Genomic DNA, 24,609 nt, shown 5'->3' with positions numbered 1-24,609 from the left:
GGCCGGCAGCGCGAAAAATACAACCTTTTTGCACGACACACAGCGCCACGCTCACCATGCCGCGCCGTGTTTTTGGGCTGCACTTCGGGCCGGACCGGCATTCTTGGCTTTTGAGAGAACCGCTTCGTACTTTTGTTCGATATTTTCAGATCAGACACGGGCGTGATAGCACCATACACGAGATACAGACGACGGATTTTCGAATCCGCACACAGGCGTGCTGCGCGCGCGGGCAGACGTTTCGCGGCGGCGTTATTGCCGTTGCTGCTCTGCACCGGCGCCGGCTTGCAGTCGTGCAACCTCGTCGAGCGCGGCAACACCGCGACGGCCGACAGCTCCGGCGCGGAACTTCCCGAGGTGGACACCGACGCATTGCGCGAGGCGCTTCGCGGCATGCTCGTGGCGCCGGACGACAGCACGAATCCGCTTCCCTCCTCCTTTGCGCACTACGGCGTGATGTACCGGCATTACATCACGACCGAGTTGAATCCGGTATGGACCGCCTCCTTTGCGGCGCCCGCGCCGATGGACACGCTGCTGCACTTTCTCGAGGCCGCGCACGAGCACGGGCTGCACCCGTCCCTGTATGGCGTGACACAGTTGCGCGAACTGCGCAAACGTTTTCTTGCCAGCACTGCCGCGGGTGGTGACGGCGATTACCGGACACTCGCGAAGCTCGAGCTTGCACTGTCGGACGCCGCCCTGTCGTACGCCTCGCACATGCAGTACGGCGCACTCGATCCGCGCTCCGTCTTTCCGAACGACTATTTCCATGCCGTGCGCGAACGCCGCATCGACGACGCCGTTCTCCGCTCGGGCGCGGGCCTCGGCGCCTATCTTCGTTCACTCGAACCGCGCGACGCGCGCTACGGACAGTTGATCGCGGCACTGCGCCGCGTGCGGGCCTTACAGCGCACCGGACCTGTGACACCCATCACCTTCCCCGGTTCAAAGATAGAACCCGGCCAGCAATCCGCCCTGCTCGGACAGATCGAACGGCGCATCAAGTACCTCTCGCAACTGCGCCTCGACGAGACGCAGCCGCTGCCCGAACAGCAGTTCACGAGCAAGTTCGACGCGGCCGGGTACTCACGCTACGATTCCGTGCTTGCCGACAAGGTGAAGGAATTCCAACGCACGTACGGTCTGCTCGACGACGGCGTGCTGGGCGATCGCTCGTTCAAGGCAATGAACCTCACGCATGAGGAGCGCATACGCGGCATAGAACTGGCCATGGAACGTATGCGCTGGCTGCGTATGCCCGACAGCGGCAAATACGTGCGTGTCAACGTCCCTGAATTCTATCTCTACGCGGTCGAGAACGGCGCGACGCGCATCCGCATGAAGGTGTGCGTGGGCATGCGCTATTCCGTATACGTCAAAGGGCAGCCGGGGAAGAATTATCAGACGCCGATGGTGTCGGGACTCATGCATTACATCGTACTGAATCCTACCTGGAGCGTGCCCCCGAGCATCGCAACACGCGAGACGTATTATCAGGCGTTGAAGGACTCGACCTACCTGCGTCGCCACGGCTACAAGGTTCTGATGAACAACAGCGAAGTGGATCCGACCTCGATCCGCTGGCGCGACTACAAGCCCGACAAACTGCCCTTCCGTTTTGTGCAACGCCCCGGCGAGGGCAATGCGCTCGGCCGCATCAAATTTGTCTTCGACAACGATTTCGACATCTACCTGCACGACACGCCCAAGCGCCGGCCCTTCACCTTCGCGTCGCGCACCGTGAGCCACGGCTGCATCCGCATCGAGGAACCCCTGCGTATGCTCGACTTTGTGCTGACAACACACAAAACCTGGCCGCCGCAGGCAGTGTTGAACTATCTGGATGTGGACCGTACAACCAAGTGGATCACGCTCGATTCGAAGATCCCCGTTTACGTCGACTACACCACCACCTGGGTGGACGAGCGCGGGGTGATACAATTCCGCGACGACGTGTACGGCAAGGATAAACGTATCGCCGCAGCGATGGACCGCCGCCTCGCCGCCGTGCAGACGCAGCGCTGAACACCACCCCGGCGCATAAGCCGCCGGACGTACACTATCTCCCGAGGTGCGCTAGTGCGGCCGCTGCCGGTGCAGCAGCCGTGAGACGGATCGATCGACAAGGAAAAGCAGCAGCAGCGCGGGAAGGACGAGCAGAAAGATCGCTCCTGTGGATCCTGTCGATTCCGGACGCACGGGTTTCACGATGCTTTTCATCGTGGATAAAAATGTCTCGATCCACGACGACACATACGCGTTGGTTTCGTTGAGAACCGTTGTCACGATGCCACTGTCCTGCACGGGTTCCGTCGTTGCGAAAACATAGATGGTGAAAACAAGGGCCGATACGAGGAGCACACCCAGGCCCACGTTTCCCGCCGTCCATTCGACGAGGCGTTCGCTGCGTTTCGCGGGCATGGCGGGAGTGAGAGTTGCGAGCATCCGGTCCATTGAATCCGCCGGCAGGGAGGCGGACAGCGCACGGCGCGAGACGTCTTGTATCGATCTCTGCAATGCCACCTCCCGCGTGCACGCGGCACAGGCGCGAAGATGCTCACGTAACAGTTCCGCCGATCCGGACTCGAGTCTATCGTCGAGGTAGTCGAGAATGTCGCGCAGTGTGGGATGTTTCATGGTTTCAACTTACACACATGAGATGATGGTTTCATCACCGGTTCTTGAATCGATGGTGTCGCGCATCTGAGGCGCGGCTGTGTCGGCGGCGGTGGCGCGCGGAGAATCGTGATAGCGCGCGAGCACCGCTTCACGCAGCAAGGCGCGCGCGCGAAAGAGGCGGTTCTTCACGGTGCCCAGGGGAAGTTCCGTGATCGAGACAATCTCGTCGTAACTTTGTTCCTCGAGAAGAAAGAGGGTGAGGATCAGCGCACTTGCGGGCGGCAACGCCTCGATCTCTGCTCGGACGATACGATCGAGTTCCTCGCCCTCGGCGATGCCGTCGGGCAGATTTCCGGGCGCTGTGAACGTTTCGAGGACCGGCGGATCGTCGGTCGCGTACACCAGCGGGATGCCCCGGCGTTGCGCGGCGGTCACCGACACATTGTAGACGATACGATAGAACCACGTCGCAAAACTCGATTTCCATTCGAAGCGCTCGAGGGACCGGAACACACGCAGGAACGCATCCTGCACGGCCTCCTCGGCATCCTCGCGATTGCGCAGGATACGAATCGCGAGTGCGAAACCGCGGTCCGCATACCGGCGCACGAGTTCCGCGCCGGCGCGATGGTCGCCGGAAATCGTACTGCGGACGATATCCTTGTCGGACTGGCTTCTCAATACTCTGCGTCCATCCTTCGACGTGCCGGCGGCGGTTCAGGTCCTTTGAGGTGACATGGGTCCATGAACCGGACGCGGGACATTCGAATCTACTGATTGCCTTCCTGCGTTCCCGATTTTTTATTGGCAATGAAGTAGAAGAGGACCAGGGCCATGCCGCCACAGAGGAAGATACAGGGCGCGATGAATTCTCTCACGCTGTAGATGTTGTCGAGCTGCATGCCGCAGAGAATGCCGATGCCGATGAAGAAGGCGAGCAGGCCCCACTTGAGATTGGTGAACGGATTGACACGGAACATCTGCGGTGCGAACAGTTCCTTGTACGCGAGCGGGTCGAGCGATTTGTCGATAATGGCCATACGCTCCTTGTGCCGCGTCTCCAGGAATTTCCACAGCACCACTGCGATGGAGGCGAACATAAAAATGGGGATGATTTCTTCAGCCATGACGGTCTCTCCTGCCGGATAAGAAAAACTTGTGTTGTCTCATACGGCATTAGACCGGAAAGTTGAGTACAGGGTTTCACAATCCCGCGCGACAGCGCCGCGCCGCGTTGCCCCGCGCGTCTTCCCATCGTATCTTTCAGCTTCCACCGCAGAACATCGCGAAGCACGGCCGAAAACGCGCCGCCGCTTCGGCCACCTCACCTTTCCGAACACGACCATGTTGGAATACAGGAATTACATCGGCGGGGCTTTTGTGCCCGCCCTCTCCGGCGCTTGCATCGATGTCGTGGAACCCGCCACGGGCGCCGTGTACGCCACAGTGCCGCGCTCGGACGCGGCGGATGTCGACGCCGCAGTACGGGCAGCCGCCGCGGCCTTTCCCACCTGGGTGGGCGCGGGCGCACGCGCACGCTCGGACGTGATGCTGCGCATCGCGGCAATGCTCGACGAACGGCGCGAGGAGTTTGCGCAGGCCGAATCACGCGACAACGGCAAACCCGTCGCCCTCGCGCGCCGCGTCGACATTCCCCGCGCGGCTCTCAACATGCACTTCTTCGCGACGGCCATCCTTCACAACAGCGACGAGGCGCACGACAGCGACAGCTCGGCCATCAACGTCACACTGCGCGAACCCGTGGGAGTGGCGGGCTGTATCTCGCCGTGGAATCTGCCTCTGTACCTGTTCACGTGGAAAATCGCCCCCGCACTCGCGGCCGGCAACTGCGTGGTTGCAAAACCCTCCGAGCTGACACCCGTCACCGCCGCGATGTTCGGGCAGGTCTGTATCGACGCCGGACTGCCTCCCGGCGTGCTCAATATCGTGCATGGGTACGGCCACGAAGTGGGTGCTGCCATTACGTCACATCCCGGCATCCCGGCCATCTCGTTCACCGGCGGAACAGTGACAGGGGCGCAGATCGCGCGCACGGCCGCGCCGATGTTCAAGAAACTCTCGCTGGAACTCGGCGGAAAAAATCCCACCGTGATCTGCGCGGATTGTGATTTCGAAACCATGCTCGACACCGTCGTGCGCTCGTCGTTCTCGAATCAGGGCGAGATATGCTTGTGCGGCTCGCGTCTGCTTGTCGAGCGGTCCGTGTACGAGCGCTTCCGCGAGGCCTTTGTCCGGCGCGTCGCCGCGTTGCGTATCGGTGATCCGCTCGACACACACACCGAGCAGGGCGCCGTGGTGTCGGCCGGACACCGCGATAAAATCCTGTCGTACATCGACCTCGCGCGCAGCGAAGGGGGCACCGTGCTCTGCGGCGGCCATACCGTGACACCGGAAGGACGTTGCGCAGACGGCTACTTCGTGGCTCCGACCGTCATCGAGGGACTCGGACCATCCTGCCGCGCGAATCAAGAGGAGATATTCGGTCCCGTGGTCACCCTGCAGCCCTTCGAGAGTGACGAGGAGGCGTTACACCTTGCAAACGACTCGGGATACGGTCTCGCCGCGTCGGTATGGACGCGCGACATCGGCCGCGCACAGCGCTTCGCCCGCGGCATCCATTGCGGCATCGTCTGGGTGAACTGCTGGATGCTGCGCGATCTTCGCACACCTTTCGGCGGCATGAAACAGTCCGGCGTCGGTCGTGAAGGCGGCTGGGAAGCGTTGAAGTTTTTTACTGAAGCGAAGAATGTGTGTTTTGCGACGGCTGCGGGGTGAAAGTGGAAGGGGGAAGGGGGAAGGGGGAAAGTTGAAGGTGGAAAGTGGAAAGTAGAAAGAAGAAAGTGGCATGTAGAAAGTGGAAGGTGGAAGGTGCGCGCAGTTGGAACTACAGGATGAAAAACCAATGAATGATGACAGCATAATTCGATCGGGGCAGGCGCCGGAGCCGGTGGGTTTGTATCCGCATGCACGGCGTGTGGGGAATCTTCTGTTCCTATCCGGGGTTGGTCCGCGTGTGCGCGGGTCGAAGGAAATTCCGGGTGTGCAGCTCGACGCCGATGGGAACATCGTGTCCTACGACATCGAGGCGCAGTGCCGTTCGGTGTTTGCGAATGTGCGCGCGGTGCTCGAGGATGCGGGCGCCACGTGGGACTCGCTTGTGGATGTGACCGTGTTCCTCACCAACATGAAGGACGATTTCCCCGCCTATAACCGGATCTACGCCGAGTATTTCCGCGACAATCAACCCTGCCGCACCACCGTCGAGATCAACGCCCTCCCCACCCCCATCGCCATCGAATTAAAATGCATCGCCGTACTTGATGAGAAATAATTTTCCACAGGAGAAACGGAGGAAGGGAGACTTTTTTCTTTGAACCACCCCGCCCATCTCCTTTCTCCACTCTACCAGCTACCCATCTACAATCTACCATCTACCATCTACCCATCCACCACCTACCTTCGAAGGCCCATGTACTCCCTCAACGGCATACATTTCAAACAGTGGATCGACGAACACCGTCATCTCCTCAAGCCGCCTGTCGGCAACATCACCGTCTTCAACAATGCCGAGTTCATCGTCATGGTAGTGGGCGGACCCAACAGCCGGAAGGACTATCACTACAACGAAGGCGAGGAATTCTTCTATCAGCTCGAAGGCGATATCACGGTGAAGATCATCGACAACGGGACGCCGCGCGATGTGCAGATACGCGAGGGGGAGATTTTCCTGCTGCCCGCGCGTGTGCCGCATTCACCGCAGCGCGGACCCGGCACGATAGGCCTGGTGATTGAACGCAAGCGGCTCGAGGGCGAACTTGACGGCTTCCACTGGTACTGTGAATCGTGCAACACCAAGTTGTACGAGGAATATTTTCCGCTCGAGAACATTGTGACACAATTCCCTCCCATCATGGAGCGATTCTACTCTTCCGTCGAGCTGCGCACCTGCCGCAGTTGCGGCACAGTGCTGCAGCCGCCCGTGCCGGTCGGTTCATGACCGTCGACGTCCACACACACATACTGCCGCCGGACTGGCCCGACCTCAAGGCCCGGTACGGCTACGGCGGCTTCGTGCAGCTCGAGCATCACGGGCCGGGCTGCGCGCACATGCTCCTCGACGGAAAACACTTCCGCACCATCGAGGCGAATTCATGGGATCCCGCCGCGCGGCTCGTTGATTGCGCGCGAACGGCGGTGGACGTGCAGGTGTTGTCGACCGTGCCGGTGATGTTCAGCTACTGGGCGCGGCCCGACGACGCCCTCGATCTTTCGAAACTGTTGAACGATCACATCGCGTCGGTGGTGGCCGAGCATCCTCGACGTTTCATCGGACTCGGCACCGTGCCGTTACAATCGGCATCACACGCGATCGCCGAACTCGAGCGCTGCGTGCGCGAACTCGGACTGGCGGGCATAGAAATCGGCTCTCACGTGAACGAGTGGAATCTCGACGATCCCGCGCTGTTCCCCGTCTTTGAAGCCGCGGCCGATCTTGGCGCGGCCGTCTTTGTCCATCCGTGGGACATGATGGGTCAGGACAGGATGCGGCGGTACTGGCTGCCGTGGCTCGTCGGCATGCCCGCCGAAACATCGCTCGCGATCTGCTCGATGATTTTCGGCGGTGTGCTCGAACGCCTGCCCGCGCTGCGCGTGGCCTTCGCGCATGGCGGCGGCTCCTTTCCGGCGACACTCGGCCGCATAGAACACGGCTTCCGGGTGAGGCCCGATCTCTGCGCGGTCGACAACACCGTGAATCCGCGCGAGTATCTCGGGCGGATCTGGTTCGATTCGCTCGTCCACGATCCCGACATGCTGCGACATCTCGTCCGACTGGCCGGAGAAGATTACGTGATATTGGGGTCCGATTATCCGTTTCCCCTCGGCGAAGCGGAGCCCGGCGCGCTCATCCGCTCGATCGACGACATGCCTCCGCGTGTGAAGGACAAGCTTCTGGCGGACAACGCCTTCGCCTGGCTCGGCCTCGACGGCGCGCCCTATCGCGCGCAGCACACGGTGCAGCGGCCATGATAATCTCGTTCACCATAGCCGGTGCCGCCTGCGCCGCCGATCTCGGGTCTCCCCTGCACATTTCCATTCCGCTGGATTTCCGCGGCGCGCAGCCGGGTGCATACGGCGCGCCACCCGCGCGCGCCGAGGTGCTGCGCGCGGGCGCCATGGTGGGCGACACGCGCGAGGGCGGGAGCTGCAACGTCGAGTCGTACACGTTCATGCCGCATTGCAACGGCACACACACCGAATGTATCGGCCACATCGTCGACGAGCGGCTCTCGGTGCACACACTGCTGCGCGACACCCTGCTGCCCGCGACCCTGATCAGCGTTGCGCCCATTTCGCCGCGGGAGAACGACGAGACCACGGGCCTCGACATACAGCCGGGCGACACACACATCACCGCCGCGATGCTGCGCGCCGCGCTGGGACGGGCCGAGCCCGGTTTCCTGGACGCGCTCGTGATACGCACACTTCCGAACGGGGCGGACAAGGTCACGCGCGACTGGAGCGTCGTTCCCGCGCCCTTCTTCACACACGATGCGATGGAGTTCATCGCGGCGTCGGGTGTGTCGCATCTGCTGGTCGACATCCCTTCGCTCGACCGGGCCGACGACGGCGGCCGCCTCGCCGCGCATCGCATCTTCTGGAACATGCCCGCCGCGCAGCACACGCTGCAGCCCGGCGCGGCGGCCGCGCGCACGGTCACCGAATTCATCCACGTGCCCGACGAAATTGCCGACGGGGCGTATCTGCTCAATCTGCAATGCGCGCCCTTTGCCACGGACGCGGCGCCCAGCAGGCCCGTCCTGTTCACCGTCCATTTCCTCCGAGACTGAACCATGCACATTCCCATCGAAGAACTCGATGCGCGCGATCCACTCGCGGCGTTCCGCGCGCGTTTCGCCTTCCCGACACTCGACGACGGATCCCTTGCCGTGTACCTGTGCGGCAATTCGCTCGGACTACAGCCGCTCAGCGTGCGGCGCTTCATCGACCGCGAACTCGACGACTGGGCGCGGCACGGCGTGGAAGGGCATTTCCGCGCGCACACGCCGTGGGTGTCGTATCACGAGTCGCTGACCACGTCGACCGCGCTGCTCGTGGGCGCGCTCCCCTCGGAAGTTGTGGTGATGAACAGTCTGACCGTGAACCTGCATCTGCTTCTGGTCAGTTTCTACCGTCCCACACCCGCGCGACACAAGATCGCGATCGAACACATGGCCTTTCCGTCGGACCGGTACGCGGCCGCGTCGCAGCTCGCCTTTCACGGGTTTGATCCACAGAACGGCCTGATAGAGATCGCCGCACACGACGGCGGCGACATCATTCCCACGAGCGACATACTCGAGCTGATCGAACGGCGCGGCGACGAGATCGCCCTGCTGCTGCTTGGAGGAGTGAATTACTACAGCGGACAGTTCTTTGAACTCGGACTCATCGCCGAGGCCGCGCGCGCGAAGGGCATCACCGTCGGTTTCGACCTCGCACACGCCGTCGGCAATGTGCCGCTCGCGCTGCACGAGTGGGGTCCGGATTTTGCCGTCTGGTGTTCCTATAAATATCTCAACGCCGGCCCCGGCGCGCCCGGCGGCGCCTTTGTGCATCAGCGGCACGGTACGGCCGCGGACCTGCCGCGCTTCGCGGGTTGGTGGGGACACGACAAGGCCACACGTTTTGCGATGGGACCGGACTTCCACCCGATACCGGGCGCGGAGGGCTGGCAGCTCAGCAACGCACCGGTGCTCGGCATGGCGGCGCTGCGCGCGTCGATGCAGATATTCGACGAGGCCGGCATCGACGCGCTGCGTGTCAAAAGCGCCGCCCTCACTGGCGCGCTCGACACCCTGCTGCGTTCCCGACCGCACGCGGACTGGGACATCATCACGCCGGCGGATCCCCTTCAGCGCGGCGCGCAATTGTCGATCCGTGTGCGTCGCAACGGGCGCGAGGTGTTCAACGCGCTCGCCGCGCAGGGCGTGATCTGCGACTGGCGCGAGCCCGACGTGATACGCGTCGCGCCCGCGCCGCTGTACAACAGCTTCTACGACGTCCTGCGTTTTGCAGGCCTCTTCCACGCGGAGTTTCACGCGAAGCCGTGATCCGCCATCCCGTCACCAACACGACGTTTCTCCCATGACACTCACACGCAACAGCGGCCACGTCATACTTGTCGGCGCCGGACTCGCAGGGTCCCTTCTCGCCGTCTATCTCGCAAAGCGCGGGTTCCGCATCGACATGTACGAGCGCAGGCCCGACATGCGCCGGACGCGCATTAGCGCGGGCCGTTCGATCAATCTCGCGCTGTCGGTGCGCGGCATTCACGCGCTCCGCGAAGTGGGCCTGTACGCGGGCATCGAGCCGATCCTCATCCCCATGCGCGGCCGCATGCTGCACAGCGTCGCGGGAGAGCAGACCTTTTCGCCGTACGGACAGCGGGAGCACGAAGTGATCAATTCCGTCTCGCGCGCCGAGCTGAACATGCGCCTGATGGATCTGGCCGAGGAACACGACAACGTGCGCATCCATTTCAACACACGCTGCACGGGCATCGATCTTTCGACGGGCACCGTGTTGTTCCGCAACGAAGGCACCGGAGGCGACTTCACGGCCGCGGCCGACACGGTGATCGGCACCGACGGATCCGCTTCGGCGATACGCCTCGAGATGCAGCAGCGCGGCCGTTTCAACTACAGCCAATCCTATCTCGAACACGGGTACAAGGAACTCGCAATTCCGCCCGACGCGCAGGGCGGCTTCCGACTCGATCACAACGCGCTGCACATATGGCCGCGCGGGAGTTACATGCTGATCGCGTTGCCGAACACCGACCGCAGTTTCACCTGCACGCTGTTCCTGCCCTTTGCGGGCGAGACCGGATTCGACGCGCTTGCGACGCCCGACACCGCGCGTGTCTTTTTTGCGCGCGACTTCCCCGACGCGCTCGCGATGATGCCCACCTTCGAAAGCGACTGGGCCGCGAATCCCGCGAGCGCGCTGGTGACCGTGCGCTCCGCACCCTGGCACGCGGGCGGCACGGCCGCCTTGCTCGGCGACGCGGCGCACGCGATAGTGCCGTTCTTCGGCCAGGGCATGAACTGCGCGTTCGAGGACTGTTCGGCGCTCGCCGCCTGCGTCGACATACACGGCGCGGACTGGTCGCGCGTGTACGCCGAGTACGAGGAGCGCCGCAGGGACAATGCCAACGCCATTGCCGACCTCGCGCTCGAGAACTTTGTCGAAATGCGCGACACCGTCGCCGATCCGCGTTTCCCCTTGCTCAAGGAGGCCAATCTCACGCTCGAACGGCGGCATCCCGGGCACTTCATTCCGAAGTACTCGATGGTCTCGTTCCATCGCATCCCCTACGCCGTCGCGCTGGAACGCGGGCGCATACAGGATCGTATCCTCGACGAAGTGACCGCCGATGCGCGCAACGTCGCCGACATCGACTGGGCGCGCGCAGACCGGCTCGTCACGACCCTGCTGCCGCCCTTCCCCGCAACCACACTCTGATTTCATTCCACTTCCGCCCGAGATTCCCCATGGACAAGCCCTATCCGCCCGTGTATTACGCCGAGTATCTCAAACTCGAGCAATTACTCGGCGCACAGTCTCCCAAGAGCGCAGAATACGGCGCTCCCGCGCACGACGAGATGTTGTTCATCATCGTGCATCAGGCGTACGAACTGTGGTTCAAACAGATCCTGCACGAGATGGGATCGGTGATCGATCTTTTCGCCGGCGACACCGTCGACGAAAAGGTGCTCGGCACGGCCGTGTCGCGCCTGCACCGCATCGTCGAGATACAGAAAGTGATCATCGATCAATTACGCGTGCTCGAGACGATGACGCCGATGGACTTCCTCGATTTCCGCGACTACCTCTTTCCCGCCTCGGGATTCCAGAGCGTACAATTCCGTCTCGTCGAAATCGCTTTCGGACTCAAGGCCGAACAGCGCCTGCTGTACAATCAGTTCGCCTACCACACGCGTGTTTCGCCCGAGCATCAGGAATTGCTCAAACGCGCGGAGTCGCAGCCCTCGCTGTACGATCTGCTCGAGCGCTGGCTCGAACGCACACCATTTCTGGACGCGGGCGACTACTCGTTCTGGCAGGAATACCGCGGCGCCGTCCACGCGATGCTCGACGGCGACCGCGCGGTGATCGCGGGCAACACAACACTGACCGAGCTCGAGAAGCGCGTGCAGTTCGAGGAACTCGACGCCACCGCGGCACGCTTCAACGCCCTGTTCGAGGAGCCCCTGCACGAGGAGTTGCGGCAGTCGGGCAAGCGCCGGCTTTCGCACCGCGCCACGCAGGCGGCGCTCTTCATCGTGCTGTACCGCGACCAGCCCATACTGCAGCTCCCCTACCGCCTGCTCGCGGGCCTCATCGACGTCGACGAGATGTTCACCACGTGGCGGTACCGTCACGCGCTGATGGTGCACCGTATGATCGGCACCAAGATCGGCACGGGCGGGAGTTCCGGATATCACTATCTGAAATCCACCGCCGAGAACCACCGCGTGTACACCGATCTGATCGACCTGTCCACCTACATCATTCCGCGCGCCGCGCTGCCCGCGCTGAGCGCCGACATGGAACGGCGCCTCGGATTCGCGGCCGGATACTGAGCCGCGCGTGGACGGCGACAAACCCCGGCGCGCCATCGCGGCGGTAGCGGCGGAACTGTACCGCGTACTGCGCAAGACACCGCAGCCGCTCGACGACACCGCGGCCGCGCTGCTGCACGGGAAAAAGACACTTTCGTCCGAAGATCGCGAGGCGGCATCCTGGCTCGCCTTCGCGGCGCTGCGCCTGCGCCACTGCATCGAGGCGCTCGAATCCGCAGCGACAACCGACATGCCCGAGGAGCGCGGCGCCATTCATGCCGCACTCGCGCTCGCGCTCGAAATCGACGTTCCGGGGGCCGATGCCGTGGCGCGGCGCGCCGAGTTTTCGGGCGCCGACACAACATCCATGCACGAACGGACGCGGGAGGTGTACCGCGCGCTTGCACAGCGTGTTGCGGAACGCCTGGACGCCGCGTCGCCGGTCGACGAGGAAACCCTCGGCGTGTACGCGGCCTATGCCTCGTGTCCCTCGTGGATATTGGCGGAGTGGAGTACGCGGAGCGGCGGCTGGCCCGCGGCGGTGGCTTTGGGCGCCTCCCTGCGCCTGCCCGCTGGCGTGGCCCTGCGCGTGAACACACGTCACATGACACGCGGCGAACTGCGCGCGCGGCTCGCCGCTGACGGTGTCGAGACAATCGAATCCGCGCTGTCGCCGGCCGGACTCGTGCTCGCGCGCCGCGCGCGTCTTACGGGCTCACCGCTCTACGAGGAAGGCGCCTTTGAAATTCAGGACATCGGCAGTCAGCTTATCGGATACGCCCTCGATCCGCGCCCCGGCATGTCGGTGTACGACGCCTGCGCGGGCGCGGGAGGCAAGACCCTGCATCTGGCCGACCTCATGGGCGACGAGGGCTTCATCCGCGCCGCCGACATCGAACGACAGCGCCTCCAGTCGCTGACACGCCGCGCCGCGCGCTGCGCGCTGACATCGATCGAAACGGTTCTCACACGTCCCGGCAGCGCCCCGCGGGACGAACATGCACGATTCGATGCAGTCCTCGTGGACGCTCCCTGTTCGGGCACCGGCACGGCGCGCCGCAATCCCGCGGTAAAATGGCGCGTCTCGCCGAAACAACTCGCGCGCCTCGCCGCGACGCAGCGCGCGATTCTCGAGGATGCCGCGCGCGCCGTCTCTCCCGGCGGCACTCTCGTGTACGCAACCTGTTCGCTGATGCCCGACGAAAACGAGCGCGTCGTCGCCGCCTTCCTCGAGGCGAATCCCGCATTTGCACCCGCGCCGCTCGCGCCCGCCTTCGCCCGGCATGGCGTCACGTCGTTGACGGACGACACGGCACACATGCTGCAGCTCACACCATCGGAACACGGCACCGACGGCTTCTTCATCGCCCGCCTGCGGCGGCGTGACAACCATTCCTGACACCGGAATTCACAACCATGGCACAGAAAACTTTCCGCATACTCCCCGCGCTTTGTATCACGGCATCATTCGTCGCGGGCTGCGCGGGGCAGCGGCCCAATGGCGAGGAGATTTTCCTCACCGGCCGCAACGCCGCGGGTCTGGCGATCGAGAGCGATCTCGACCGCAGCGAACTAGCAGATCCCGCGATGCAGATCGCCTGCGCAACCTGCCACGGCGACGACCGCGCGGGTCGTTCACAACCGATACCCGCACTCGGGCCCTTCACCGCGCCTGCCATCACGCCGGCCGACCTTGCGGCACCGACCGAGCGCCGTCCCGCCTATACACGCGCCACGCTGCGCGCGGCAATCACCGAGGGACGCAATCCGGCGGGAAAAGGACTGCATTATCCGATGCCGCGGTGGAACATCGCGGACCCGGATCTCGCGGATCTTGTCGCCTGGCTTCTGCCCGACACGGAGCGCTGATTAGGCGCCGCGGGCGCGGAAGTGGCGCGAGTCGCCCCATTCTCCGTACCCGATTTCCTCGTCGATGTCGAGGATGCGCGACTCTAGGCAGCTCACACAATCGTCCGCGTTTTCGTCGGTGCAGGGTTTGTTGTCGTAGAGCTGGTACGAGGGCCTGTACATCGTGTCCGTGACGTTCGGCATGATGATGTTTGCGCCCGCCTTCAGGCCCATCTCGCGGCCGAAGGGCTTCAACGCCTGCAGCGCGGTGGTCGCGGCGATGTTCACGTCGCGCAGCGCAACACGTGTCACGGCGATCATCCGGATGGCGAGCCGATACGGATCCATATCGATGGGAAACGAGGCCGGGGGCTCATCCGCCAGCGGCGTGTTGCTGCTGGGCAGATACGGTCCCATGCCGATCATGTCGACGTCGGTCTCACGGAAAAAGAGAATGTCGCGCGCAAGATCCTCGTAGGTCTGGAATGGAAGACGTATCATCACGCCGGTCCCGACCTGATAGCCGCAGTGTTTGAGCAGCGCAAGACATTGCCTGCGCTTCTCGAAGTTGTGATCCGCTGGATGCAGGCGGCGGTAGAGTTCCGGGCTCGACGTCTCGATACGCAGCAGGTAGCGATGCGCGCCGGCCGCGAACCAGCGGCGGTACGTTTCCTCGCTCTGCTCACCCAACGAAAGGGTGATGCCGAGGGCGCCGTCACTCCGCTGTTTGATCTTTGCGATGATATCCTCGATGAAATCGACGAAGTGTGCGTCGCTGCGTTCACCCGATTGCAGCACAATCGATCCATACCGGTTCCGAAACGCAAAATCGGCGGCTGCAAGGATCTCGGCTTCCTTCATCATGTACCGCTCCACCGAGCGATTGCTTTTGCGGATGCCGCAGTAGAGGCAGTCCTTCACGCAGATGTTGCTGACCTCGATGAGTCCGCGGAAAAACACTTTTCTGCCGATGATCCGCTCCTTGATGCGGTACGCGCCAGCGAGCAACGACCGTTCGGCCTCCTCGTCGCGCATCGTCAACAGAAAACACACATCATCGAAACCGGGCGCCTTCCCCTCTTCCGCTTCACGCAGAATCGCCTCGACACGTTTTATTTCATCCGACATCCGTCATCACCGCTGATTACACATACCACGCGGATGACATTCCAGCATCCGCCACACGACGTGTAATGTAACACTTTCCCGGCGCACAGTACACGTAACACGTTGCACGTTACACGTGACACGCGCGCGGTGGAAGGTAGCAAAGTAGCAAGGTGGCAATGTGGAATGGCCTCCCGCTGCACGTCACGCTTCGACTCCCCACTCCCTACTCCCTACTCCCCCGTCCCTCGTCCCCCGTCCCCCGTCCCCGTCCCCCGTCTCCCGTCCCTCGTCCCTCGTCCCCCGTCCCTCGTCTTCCCACCTTTGGTACAAACATCGGCACCTTCCCCCTGTACCGCACATACACATCACCGAATTCCGCCAGCAGTTTTTTTTCTTCCAGCATGGCACCGACAATAAGATACACGAGAAACACGATCCGCACCGCGAGATTGACATCCGTGATATCCCCGGCAAAAATCATCAGCAGCATACCGGCGCTGTAATAGGGATGCCGCACGCGCGCGAGGATGCCGCGGGTGTGAAACGGCTGCACGGCGTCCTCGCGACCGTGTCGCTGCGCGGCGATCTGCGAGAAACCGAAAAAATGTGCGTTGTCGTGGACACGCGCACCCGCCGCGAGCAGGTACACCGCCGCGGCGATGGCGAACCACGAGACAAGTATCCACGGCTGTGCCCATGTAAAAAGTGTGTGCGCTTCGGCGTGACGGAGACAGAGTAACAGCGGGAGCAGCGAGACGAGACTGAACAGATTGTACAGGAGGCGGTACCACGCAAAGAGAGCCCCGAAGCGGCGCCGTGCATAGGCGGTGACGCGCGGAGTAATCAGCACGCTGTGCGCGGCGCACCACAGCGCCGCGAGTATCGCGATCTCAGCAACCGGACTCACTTGCCGCCCGGCTTTTTTACGCCGGACCTGTGCATCGTGAAAACCATCTTCTTCAAAACATTGCCCTCCTCGTCCTGCAGCAGACGTGTCAAGGTCCATGCGTTTTGGCCGTTCCAATCGAGGGTGAACGTCTCGCCGAGGCCGTCCGAATCTTTCACGCTGCCCGTCCAGTGCGCGCCCTTGCACTGTCGCGTTCCCCAGCGCGTGACGCCGGTGCTGCTGAAAGAATAGAGCGCGTGTGTCGACTCGCCCGCCGTGCGTGCAAACTCACGCTCCTCAAACAGCACCAGTGCGCGTTTTGCATCCTGCCACACGCTCACCTCGCTTACCATGTACGCACCCTGCAAATCCCAAGAGCAGCGCACATCGCAGGGATAGTCCCTCCCGTCGTTTTCACAGACGCCCTGCCAGCTTCCCTCGAATTGCGCGAGAAGCGGGTCGCGGCGCTCCTGTTCCTGGGCGCGTGTAAAACTTGGTAGGATGAGAACAAGGAGGACAGGCAACAGAATCATCCTGGATACCATAGGTGAAATTCCTCGATGTTGGTGTTTCACGGATTCGGTTTGTGCTCTGCCCCGCGTGCGAGCCAGGAGCCGCGCGTCGCGACGCACACCTTCGAACGCAGGCTCACGCATCCGGGATCTCGACGGACGGCACCAGCAGCGAGCCGTTTTCGACGAGATAGGCGCTGGCATCCGCGGGAAGTGTTGCCGCAGCCTGGTCGAGTGCTTCCTGCAGCGTTTCACAGGGTGTCATGCCCATGCGGCGGACCTCGCCATGCGGGAGAGTGCTGACAAGATACACGCGGAACCGTTCCGCCTTGTCGCGCATGGCGACGGCGGTGTGCGCGTTCATCGTGTAGCCCGCGTCTATCGCCTCGGCGAGCCGCTCATGCGGCACGTCGAACCAAGGCAGGAAGGATGTGTTGCCGATGCCCTCGCTGCAGGCGGCGAGACAGATGATGGAGCCGCCGGGCTTTGTGATGTAGGACGCGCGGTGCAGGGTTTTATGACTCTGAATAAAATTCACGTCCTTAGGCGCGCCGCCGCAGCTCGTGATGGTGATGTCGGAATATTCGGACACTGTCGTCCGATACAGTGCATCCACGCGCGCACGCGCCGCGGCGTGTACCTCGGCGACTCCGCCGCACAGAGCGTCGATGATGCGGCCATCGGGACCGAGCAGGGCCGTAAACGCCCTCGACGGCGGCATGAAACGCAGCGTGTCCATGATGTCGTCGGCCACCGGATTGCCTTCGAAGGATCCGTCACGGCAGGCGGTATGAAAGCGGGCATCCGCTGTCAACGTGCGCCGGTGATTCTGCACCGCGGTATCGTAGGCCGCCACGCCGGGCACAAAAAGTTTGGCTCCGCCACCGTATCCCGCGAAGTAATGATGGACCACGGTACCCGTGGCAATAATCCGCTCGGCCTCGGCGGCGATGCGGTTCACTGATACGCGTGTGCCGTAACGCGTGCGTCCGACCTCGACCATGGATTGTCCGTCGCGGCAGTCGTGGTCTGCAACGCGGTACCGCGCGAATATCCCGTCTCCGAGTATGGCGCGTTGTTCGGCCTCGCTCTGCCGCCTGTGTGTTCCGCAGGCAAAGAGCAGGGTCGTGGCGTCGACGGGCACCCCCGCCGCGTGCACACGCGCGAGCAGTGCCGGCAGGAAGACCTCGCTGCGGCACAGGCGCGTATGATCAGAAATGAGGACGGTGACTCCGCCCGCGCCTTCGAGGAAAACCGCGAGGTCGTCCTGTGCCGCGTCGAGCGCAGCGGTAACGACCGCGGCTTCGGACCGCTCCCCTCGAGGAGGAGCGATCCGAAGCCGTTGTAGCCGCCATCCGGCGGGAGGACGCGCCTGCTGGACCGCGGTGCCGAAACGAAGTTCGATCACCGTCGGACTGCGCCGCTAGTCGATACGGAGGGCCGGACGGATCGTAAGCACACCCTTGCGGAAGCCGAGTATGCGCTTGAAATCGCCCACGTAAATCATCGCGCCGCGGATACGAACCGTACGCGGCGACACGAAGCCCTTGATCGTGATCGGATCGATACGCTCGACAAAACTGCCGTCGGTGGTATAATGGAACACGACGCCCGCTCCGGGATCGGCCACGTACACGTCGCCGGTCGAAGGATCAACGGCCGCATCCATCGGCGCGACCAGATTCTCCTTGATCACGCGCTTCACCGACATGTCGCCCGCGTCCAGAATCTGCACCTGCGCATTGCCGAAGTCGGCCACGTACAACATGCCGGCGTTGAAGAAGATGTTGCGCGGATCCTTGAACAACCCCGCGGCCTTGGCAGCGACGAAGGAACCCTTCTTGTCGTACACCTTGATGCCGGCCGCATCGAGCACGTACACACCCGCGGGCCCGACTGCAACGGCGCGCGGATCGTTCAGCTCGGAGGCGAGTGTCGCGGCGACCACGCCGTCCTTGTTGAAGACATGCACACATTTCTTGTTTCCGTCAACGACGTAGAGCGTGCGGTCGTCGTCCACACACAGCCCGAGCGGCAGCATGGGCGAACCGGGCGTATTGTATTCATTGGCGTATTTGCCGATGCTGGTGAGGCGCTGCACGATGCCGACGAGGGGATTCGAAATGAATATCGCGTCGTCGAGCATGGTCATGTAGCTGAGATTGTCGAGCTGCGTGGTATTCGACTTCTGATAGAAGGTCGGCGCATCGGGCTTGCCCTTGCCGAGCAGTTTGAACGAATCAAAATACACCTGCGACTTGCGCGCGAAGAGCCCGCTGTGTCCGCTGATGAAACGGAGTTCCTCGAGGGCGTATTCCTTGTCCTGCACGTACACGCGGTAGTTCTTCTGCATCTGATCCACTTCGACGCGCACTGTCACAAAATCCTGCGGCTGAATAAAATCGACGACGCGTGTCTCGACGTATTTGCCGTAGAAGTCCATGTAACCAGTCGAGATCGTGCTGCCCGACAGATACACGACGTGGCTGTTGGGCAGTGCCGAGGGGGATTCGGCGCAGAAGATGAGTCCGGCGCCGCTGCCATGCAGGCGCGCCTCGATCGAATACGGTTTGGTGCGCATCAGGATCTGCCCATGCAGAAGGGCGTACTCGCCGGGTCCGCCCGACACGGTGGCGCCTTTTTCCGTGACCGACCACTTGCCCGCGGCGGGCGCCCATTTTGCGCCCAGCTCGCCCGGCTGGAAATCGTCAACGATCCACCCCTCGGCGGCCGGAGTGTTCTGCGCCATCAAAGCCGGCGCGAGGAGCAGGAGGGTCAAAAGCACGGAGAAGGAGCGCATGAGGCAACCTCTGAGTTGGGTGGCAGGAAAAAAATCTCAATCAGCAATGTACATAGCAGGTGCGTCGTTCGCAAAAAAGCCATGACGGTTCTTACTCGAACAGGCTCTCGTACAGCGTGATAACACGGCGGACGTTTTTTTGCGCGTCAAAATGTTCTTGTGCAAACAGCGTGCCGTTCGCGCCAAGTCTCCTCGCGCCTTCGGGATCCTCGATAAGCCGGAGCATGGCCGCGGCCAAAGCTGCATCGTCGGAAGGTGGCACGAGCAGTCCCGTTTCCTCGTGTCGGACGAGTTCACGCGGTCCGCCGATGTCGGACGCGATCACGGGCTTGCCCATCGCGGAGGCCTCAATCACAGGCCTCGCGAAGTGTGCGACGGTCGAGGGAAAGACGAGATAATCGGCTGCCGCGAGAAGCTGCGGCACGTCGCGCCGTACGCCGATGAAACGGATCGATGCCGCGGCGGAGGCGGGTATCAGGCGCTCCACGTCGCTCCTGTACTTGCGCGCCCCGCTGAGGGTCGCACGCAGCCCCGGATCGGGCAACTGTCCGGCAATCAGGAACACGGCGTCCTTTTTTGTCTCCAGCACACGCAGCGCTGCGGCCACAAATTCGCGCGTGCCCTTTACGCGGCTCATGCCACCGAGAAACACGGCAACAGGCGCGCCGGGCGCTATGCCGAGTTCGGCGCGTACCGCCGAGCCATCGATGCCCGGATGGAACTGCGTGAAATCGACGAAGTTGTACACGACGTGTATGTTCGGCGCGGGCGTAAGCTGCTCGGCGTCGTAGCGGCATATCGGAATCACGATATCGGTGTTGTGGCGTATCACCGCGCGTACGAGCGCGCGCCGCCAGCCGAAATACCCGCGTGCGAGAGGTTCGCGCACATGCCACACCACCTTGATACCCGCGCGTTTCGCCGCGATGCCGAAAGCCAGAAGCGTCGAGGTGTTCAGATGCACGATGTCGCAGGGATGACTCTGCAGCCAGCGCCGCGCGCGGTCGATCGCAAATGGCAGATGCACGAGCCGCGCGAGAATTTTGGGCCATTGCCACCAGGGATACCACAGCACATTGGTATGGCTGAAATCGCGCACGCCGCGCAGCACCTCGGTCTCGATGCCCTCGCGACGGTACATCTCGCTCGCCTCACTTTCGTGCAGGCAGAGGACCGAGGGCGTGTATGCGTCGTGGTCGAGGCCGCGGATGAGATAGAGCAGACTGAGCGGCGCGCCGCCTATGCCCTTGCCGTGATGCACGTAGACGATGCGCCGCGTGTCGGCCATAGTTGCGCCGGCCTGTCCGGAGTCCGTGCCGGGATCCGCTATCCGACCCAGGCGAAACGCGCCGTGAAATGCCGGAGCATCGGTGCCTCGTACGTGAGCCGCAGGCCCTTCAGACTCTCGCGCCGCTGGAACACGTGTTCGACGACCTCAATGATGTAGTCCACATGGCTCTGCGTGTACACGCGCCGCGGCATCGCGAGCCGTACAAGTTCCATGGGCGGCGCTTCGAAGCTGCCGTCCTCGAGTGTGCGGCCGAACATGACGCTGCCGATTTCGACTGCGCGCACGCCTCCGTCGAGGTACAGCGCGCAGGTGATCGACTGCGCGGGGAACTGCTCGGGCTTGATGTGCGGACAGAAACGCGCCGCGTCAAGATACACCGCGTGGCCGCCGGGCGGCTGCAGTATGGGGATGCCGCGTTCGGTCAGTTTGTTGCCGAGATAGGCCGTGCTGCGGATGCGGTAATGCAGGTAATCCTCATCGAGCACTTCTTCGAGTCCCTGCGCGATGGCCTCGAGATCGCGGCCAGCAAGGCCGCCGTAGGTCGGGAATCCCTCGGTGATGATGAGCAGGTTGCGGCAGTTCTGCGCGAGTTCCCCGTCGTTCATCGCGAGGAAACCGCCGATGTTGACGAGTGCGTCCTTCTTGGCCGACATCGTCAGACCGTCCGCGAACGAGAAAATTTCCTGCGCGATTTCGAGCGGCGTTTTGTCGGCGTAGCCGGGTTCACGCATCTTGATGAAGTAGGCGTTTTCCGCAAAACGGCAGGCGTCGATAAAGAGCGGCAAACCGTATTTGCGGCAGATCTCCTTCGTCGCGCGAATGTTCGCCATCGATACGGGCTGGCCGCCGCCGGAGTTGTTCGTGATCGTGATCATGACCAGCGGGATGTTCTCGGGTCCGTGCTCGCGAATGACATTCTCGAGTTTGACCAGATCCATGTTGCCCTTGAAATCGGCGATCACTTCCGGACGTTTCCCTTCGTCGGTCATGCAGTCGATCGCGCGCGCGCCCGAAAATTCAACGTTTGCGCGCGTGGTGTCGAAGTGGGTGTTGTTCGGAACAACTTTGCCCGGTCCACCCACGATCGAGAACAGGATCTTTTCGGAAGCGCGGCCCTGATGCGTCGGGATGATGTGTTTCATGCCCGTGATTTTGCGGACCATTCCTTCGAAACGGAAGAAGCTCCGCGATCCGGCATATGACTCGTCGCCGTCGAGGATCCCGGCCCACTGTTTCGCGCTCATCGCAGATGTGCCGCTGTCGGTCAGCAGGTCGATCAGCACATCCTGTGCGGGTATCAGAAAGGGATTGAGTCCGGCTTCGTCGAGGATGCGCTCGCGTTCCGCGGCCGAGGTGAAATAGATCGGTTCGACCGACTTGATCTTGAATGGCTCAATGACGGTCTTGATATACGAATCTCTGATCATGGGAAGGTGCTGAAGATTGTGGGAGGAGGGACAGCGCGGCAGGTCGTGCAAGATAGCTGGCCCCGCTGCAAAAGACAAGCCGCGCGCGGGCGCTGCTACGCTTCGAGCTGTTTCTCCTTGCGGCTCTTCTTCTTCGTACCGTCGTCAGAGTAGTAGTAGTAGTTCTGGTAGTAGTACCGATAATAGGAGTAGTAGATCTTGTTTGCGTTGAAGCGGTTCACCACGACGCCGAGCATGCGCGCGTTGTTGGCTTCAAGGCCTTCCTTCGCCTTCTGCAGTCCCAGAATTTTCGTCTGATCGGCCGAAACGACCAGCACGATGCCGTTCGCGTATTTCGATACGACGAGTGTGTCGGCCATCGCGATCACGGGAGGCGAATCGATGAGGATGAAATCGTAGTACTTGCGGACGAGTTCGATGAACTTCTCCATGCGCGCGGATCCGAGAAGCTCGGCGGGATGGCTCGGGATATGACCGCACGGGATAATGTGCAGGCCCGGGACCTTCGTCTTCTTGATGCACTGGTTCACCGGCGTCTCGCCGACGAGGCAGTTCGACAGGCCCGGCTCGCGGTCGACCTCGAAAATGCTGTGCTGCACGGGGCGGCGGAGATCCGCATCGATGAGCAGCACACGCTTCGCGGAATTCGCCGCGCTCACGGCGAGATTCGAGATGGCGGTCGACTTCCCTTCCTTCGGCGCGGGACTCGAAACCACAACCACGATGCTCTGACCGTCCATCGCAAGCGCGCTTTCGATGGAGGTGCGCATCGTGCGGTACGCCTCGCTCGGAGGCGATTGCGGCGCGGTGAAGGCGACAAGCGACTCGTGGCGCTCGAGTTTGTCGGAGGAGCCGAACGAGGGTATGAAGGTAAGGACCGGGATGCCCAGCTTCTCCACGTCTTCCGGATTGCGGATCGTATTGTCGAGATACCGGACGAGAATGGCGACGCCGAGTCCCAGGGCGAGCGCGACCAGGGCGCCGATGAGCATGTTCAACGGACGGTTCGGTTTGACGGGCTTGTTCGGCACGCTGGCGCGGTCGACGATGTCGACATTGCCCATCGTGGTCTGCTCGTTGATCACCGATTCCTGGAATTTCTGATCGAGTGTCGATGTCAGCTTGTCGAAACTCTGGCGGCGGCGTTCGAGACGCGCGAATTCGATGCCCTGCACAGGGATATTCTCGAAGCGGCGGTTCAGCTCGGCGATGGTCTTGTCGAGTCCGCTCAACTTCGCCTTGATGGACTCGATCTCGATTTCCTTCTGGATGATGTCCTGGCGCAACTTGCGCGAGTAATCGAGAGGATTGCTGCTGATATCGCCCGACTGCAGGATGCGCGCGGTCACTTCATTGATTTTGCGCTTCACGTCGGTGTACCGCTTTTGCAGATCCTTCAGTTCCGCCGTCGAATACTGTTCGAGTTCAGGCCTGTTCCGCAGCGCGTTCTTCCTGTTAAATTCGGATTGTTCTATCCGAAGTTCCAGATCGTATTTGTCGGACAGGAGCTGCTTGAGAATCGGGTCGGATCCTTCGGTCAGCTTGGTCGAAAGTGTCGGCTCGACCTCCCTGAATTGTTTTTGAATCTCGCCGAGTATGCGCTGCGAGGCCTCCAGTTCGATACGGGCCTGTTCGCGCTGGGCTTCAAAGCCGCTGAGCTGCTGCACGAGGGCGCTGGACTCCTGGTCCAGATTCACCATCCCGTAGCTTTCCTGGAAATTCTTGAGATCGTTTTCCGCTCCGGTCAGCGAGTCGCGCTTGCGTTCGAGCTGTCCGGAAAGATAGTCGCGCGCCGTGGTGATGTTCTCGCGCGCCGCGTTCAGGTTGCGCTGACGATACGCGTCGACCACGAGGTTCGCGATGAGCGCCGCTTCGGCCGGCGATGTCGACTGCGCGGCCACCTCGATGAAGTCGAGGCCCGAAACCGCCTGCGCGGTGACCTGGCTGCGCACGCGGCCGCGGACCATATCGCGTGTCGCCAACCGCGTCGATGTGTCAAGCCGCGTCAACCCGAGCGACGTCGTGAAATCCTCGAGCCCGAGCGTTCGGATAATTTTACGTATGGTGGACGGCCGCGACTGGGCCCTCAGTATCGGGTATACATCGATATCGGAGCGTTTCGTGGGCGCCAGTGCAAGGAGCTGCCCCGCGACGGAATCCGCGACTTCGTCGCTGCGAATCACTCGGATTTCGTTCGCAATGATCCGTTCGCCGCCCCAGCCGAGATCCTGCGCGCCGAGGCCCTGATAGGCCTGGTAGTTCATCGCGTCGAGCGCGCGCTTCAGGCGAATCGTCGCTCCCGAGGCGTAGATATCGTCCTGCTGTAAGGTGTAGAACCAGGTTGCCGTCACCACCACCACAAAAATCGCGATGATGATCCACCGTCCTTCATAAAGGATGCGGAGGTATTCCTGGAATTGTTTGTTGAATTCGTCTCTGGCGGTCATCGTGTTTTAACGTGGAAAG

22 protein-coding genes are annotated in these 24,609 nt (G+C 62.3%); 11 read left to right on the top strand and 11 right to left on the bottom strand.

Going from position 1 to position 24,609, the window contains the following annotated elements; genetic code table 11:
* Window positions 1-162 precede the first annotated feature (162 nt).
* Window positions 163-2,028, top strand: a complete 1,866-nt coding sequence (locus HY962_09090) for a L,D-transpeptidase family protein (GenBank protein ID MBI5647079.1) — start codon at window positions 163-165, stop codon at window positions 2,026-2,028.
* 51 nt (window positions 2,029-2,079) lie between these two features.
* Here HY962_09090 and HY962_09085 read toward each other — a convergent pair whose 3' ends face one another.
* The 3 genes from HY962_09085 to HY962_09075 all read right to left on the bottom strand — a co-directional run bounded on the left by HY962_09085 (window position 2,080) and on the right by HY962_09075 (window position 3,749).
* Window positions 2,080-2,640, bottom strand: coding sequence for a hypothetical protein (locus HY962_09085; GenBank protein ID MBI5647078.1), 561 nt, complete (start codon window positions 2,638-2,640; stop codon window positions 2,080-2,082).
* Window positions 2,641-2,649: 9 nt separating this feature from the next.
* Complete coding sequence (locus HY962_09080) at window positions 2,650-3,303, bottom strand: sigma-70 family RNA polymerase sigma factor (GenBank protein MBI5647077.1); 654 nt, start codon at window positions 3,301-3,303, stop codon at window positions 2,650-2,652.
* Between the two features lie 89 nt (window positions 3,304-3,392).
* Window positions 3,393-3,749, bottom strand: a complete 357-nt coding sequence (locus tag HY962_09075) for a hypothetical protein (protein ID MBI5647076.1) — start codon at window positions 3,747-3,749, stop codon at window positions 3,393-3,395.
* Window positions 3,750-3,966: 217 nt separating this feature from the next.
* Here HY962_09075 and HY962_09070 point away from each other — a divergent pair, with 217 nt between their 5' ends.
* From HY962_09070 to HY962_09025, 10 genes are all read left to right on the top strand, one after another.
* Window positions 3,967-5,418 (top strand): aldehyde dehydrogenase, encoded by a 1,452-nt coding sequence (locus HY962_09070; GenBank protein MBI5647075.1) that lies wholly within the window; start codon window positions 3,967-3,969, stop codon window positions 5,416-5,418.
* A 127-nt stretch (window positions 5,419-5,545) separates the two neighbouring features.
* On the top strand, window positions 5,546-5,974 hold the full coding sequence (locus tag HY962_09065; protein MBI5647074.1) for a RidA family protein: 429 nt from the start codon (window positions 5,546-5,548) through the stop codon (window positions 5,972-5,974).
* A 138-nt stretch (window positions 5,975-6,112) separates the two neighbouring features.
* Window positions 6,113-6,640, top strand: a complete 528-nt coding sequence (locus HY962_09060; GenBank protein MBI5647073.1) for a 3-hydroxyanthranilate 3,4-dioxygenase — start codon at window positions 6,113-6,115, stop codon at window positions 6,638-6,640.
* A complete protein-coding gene (locus HY962_09055; protein ID MBI5647072.1) occupies window positions 6,637-7,671 on the top strand; it encodes an amidohydrolase in 1,035 nt (344 codons plus the stop codon). The genes HY962_09060 and HY962_09055 overlap by 4 nt, the downstream gene beginning before the upstream one ends.
* Window positions 7,668-8,492: a cyclase family protein gene (locus tag HY962_09050; protein MBI5647071.1), complete on the top strand. Its 825-nt coding sequence runs from the start codon at window positions 7,668-7,670 to the stop codon at window positions 8,490-8,492. Before HY962_09055 ends, HY962_09050 begins: the two co-directional genes overlap by 4 nt.
* 3 nt (window positions 8,493-8,495) lie before the next feature.
* Complete coding sequence (kynU, locus tag HY962_09045; GenBank protein MBI5647070.1) at window positions 8,496-9,755, top strand: kynureninase; 1,260 nt, start codon at window positions 8,496-8,498, stop codon at window positions 9,753-9,755.
* 34 nt (window positions 9,756-9,789) lie between these two features.
* The gene (locus tag HY962_09040) at window positions 9,790-11,169 is read left to right on the top strand and encodes an FAD-dependent monooxygenase (protein MBI5647069.1); all 1,380 of its coding nucleotides are present in this window, start codon (window positions 9,790-9,792) and stop codon (window positions 11,167-11,169) included.
* 29 nt (window positions 11,170-11,198) lie between these two features.
* Window positions 11,199-12,290 (top strand): tryptophan 2,3-dioxygenase, encoded by a 1,092-nt coding sequence (locus tag HY962_09035; protein ID MBI5647068.1) that lies wholly within the window; start codon window positions 11,199-11,201, stop codon window positions 12,288-12,290.
* A 7-nt stretch (window positions 12,291-12,297) separates the two neighbouring features.
* Window positions 12,298-13,668 carry an RsmB/NOP family class I SAM-dependent RNA methyltransferase gene (locus HY962_09030; protein ID MBI5647067.1) on the top strand — a complete coding sequence of 457 codons (1,371 nt, stop codon included), beginning with the start codon at window positions 12,298-12,300 and terminating at the stop codon, window positions 13,666-13,668.
* A 17-nt stretch (window positions 13,669-13,685) separates the two neighbouring features.
* Complete coding sequence (locus tag HY962_09025) at window positions 13,686-14,138, top strand: c-type cytochrome (protein ID MBI5647066.1); 453 nt, start codon at window positions 13,686-13,688, stop codon at window positions 14,136-14,138.
* Here the strand turns inward: HY962_09025 and hydE are convergent, their stop codons facing one another.
* The 8 genes from hydE to HY962_08985 all read right to left on the bottom strand — a co-directional run bounded on the left by hydE (window position 14,139) and on the right by HY962_08985 (window position 24,590).
* Window positions 14,139-15,245, bottom strand: a complete 1,107-nt coding sequence (gene hydE / locus HY962_09020; GenBank protein ID MBI5647065.1) for a [FeFe] hydrogenase H-cluster radical SAM maturase HydE — start codon at window positions 15,243-15,245, stop codon at window positions 14,139-14,141. It lies immediately after the preceding gene.
* Window positions 15,246-15,450: 205 nt separating this feature from the next.
* Window positions 15,451-16,134, bottom strand: a complete 684-nt coding sequence (locus HY962_09015) for a hypothetical protein (protein MBI5647064.1) — start codon at window positions 16,132-16,134, stop codon at window positions 15,451-15,453.
* Window positions 16,131-16,637: a hypothetical protein gene (locus HY962_09010; GenBank protein ID MBI5647063.1), complete on the bottom strand. Its 507-nt coding sequence runs from the start codon at window positions 16,635-16,637 to the stop codon at window positions 16,131-16,133. The genes HY962_09015 and HY962_09010 overlap by 4 nt, the downstream gene beginning before the upstream one ends.
* Window positions 16,638-16,761: 124 nt before the next feature.
* Window positions 16,762-18,033, bottom strand: coding sequence for a nickel-dependent lactate racemase (gene larA, locus HY962_09005; GenBank protein MBI5647062.1), 1,272 nt, complete (start codon window positions 18,031-18,033; stop codon window positions 16,762-16,764).
* Window positions 18,034-18,048: 15 nt separating this feature from the next.
* Window positions 18,049-19,425, bottom strand: coding sequence for an NHL repeat-containing protein (locus HY962_09000; protein ID MBI5647061.1), 1,377 nt, complete (start codon window positions 19,423-19,425; stop codon window positions 18,049-18,051).
* A 91-nt stretch (window positions 19,426-19,516) separates the two neighbouring features.
* Window positions 19,517-20,713 (bottom strand): glycosyltransferase family 4 protein, encoded by a 1,197-nt coding sequence (locus HY962_08995; protein MBI5647060.1) that lies wholly within the window; start codon window positions 20,711-20,713, stop codon window positions 19,517-19,519.
* Window positions 20,714-20,751: 38 nt separating this feature from the next.
* Window positions 20,752-22,143, bottom strand: coding sequence for a tryptophanase (locus HY962_08990; protein ID MBI5647059.1), 1,392 nt, complete (start codon window positions 22,141-22,143; stop codon window positions 20,752-20,754).
* A 95-nt stretch (window positions 22,144-22,238) separates the two neighbouring features.
* Window positions 22,239-24,590 (bottom strand): polysaccharide biosynthesis tyrosine autokinase, encoded by a 2,352-nt coding sequence (locus HY962_08985; protein ID MBI5647058.1) that lies wholly within the window; start codon window positions 24,588-24,590, stop codon window positions 22,239-22,241.
* Between the last annotated feature and the right edge of the window lie 19 nt (window positions 24,591-24,609).

The sequence above is a fragment of the Ignavibacteriota bacterium genome, assembly GCA_016218045.1.
Lineage (GTDB): Bacteria > Bacteroidota > Ignavibacteria > SZUA-365 > SZUA-365 > JACRFB01.
The sequence above is the reverse complement of the archived record's forward strand: the minus strand, read 5'-3'. Positions and strand labels throughout refer to the sequence as shown.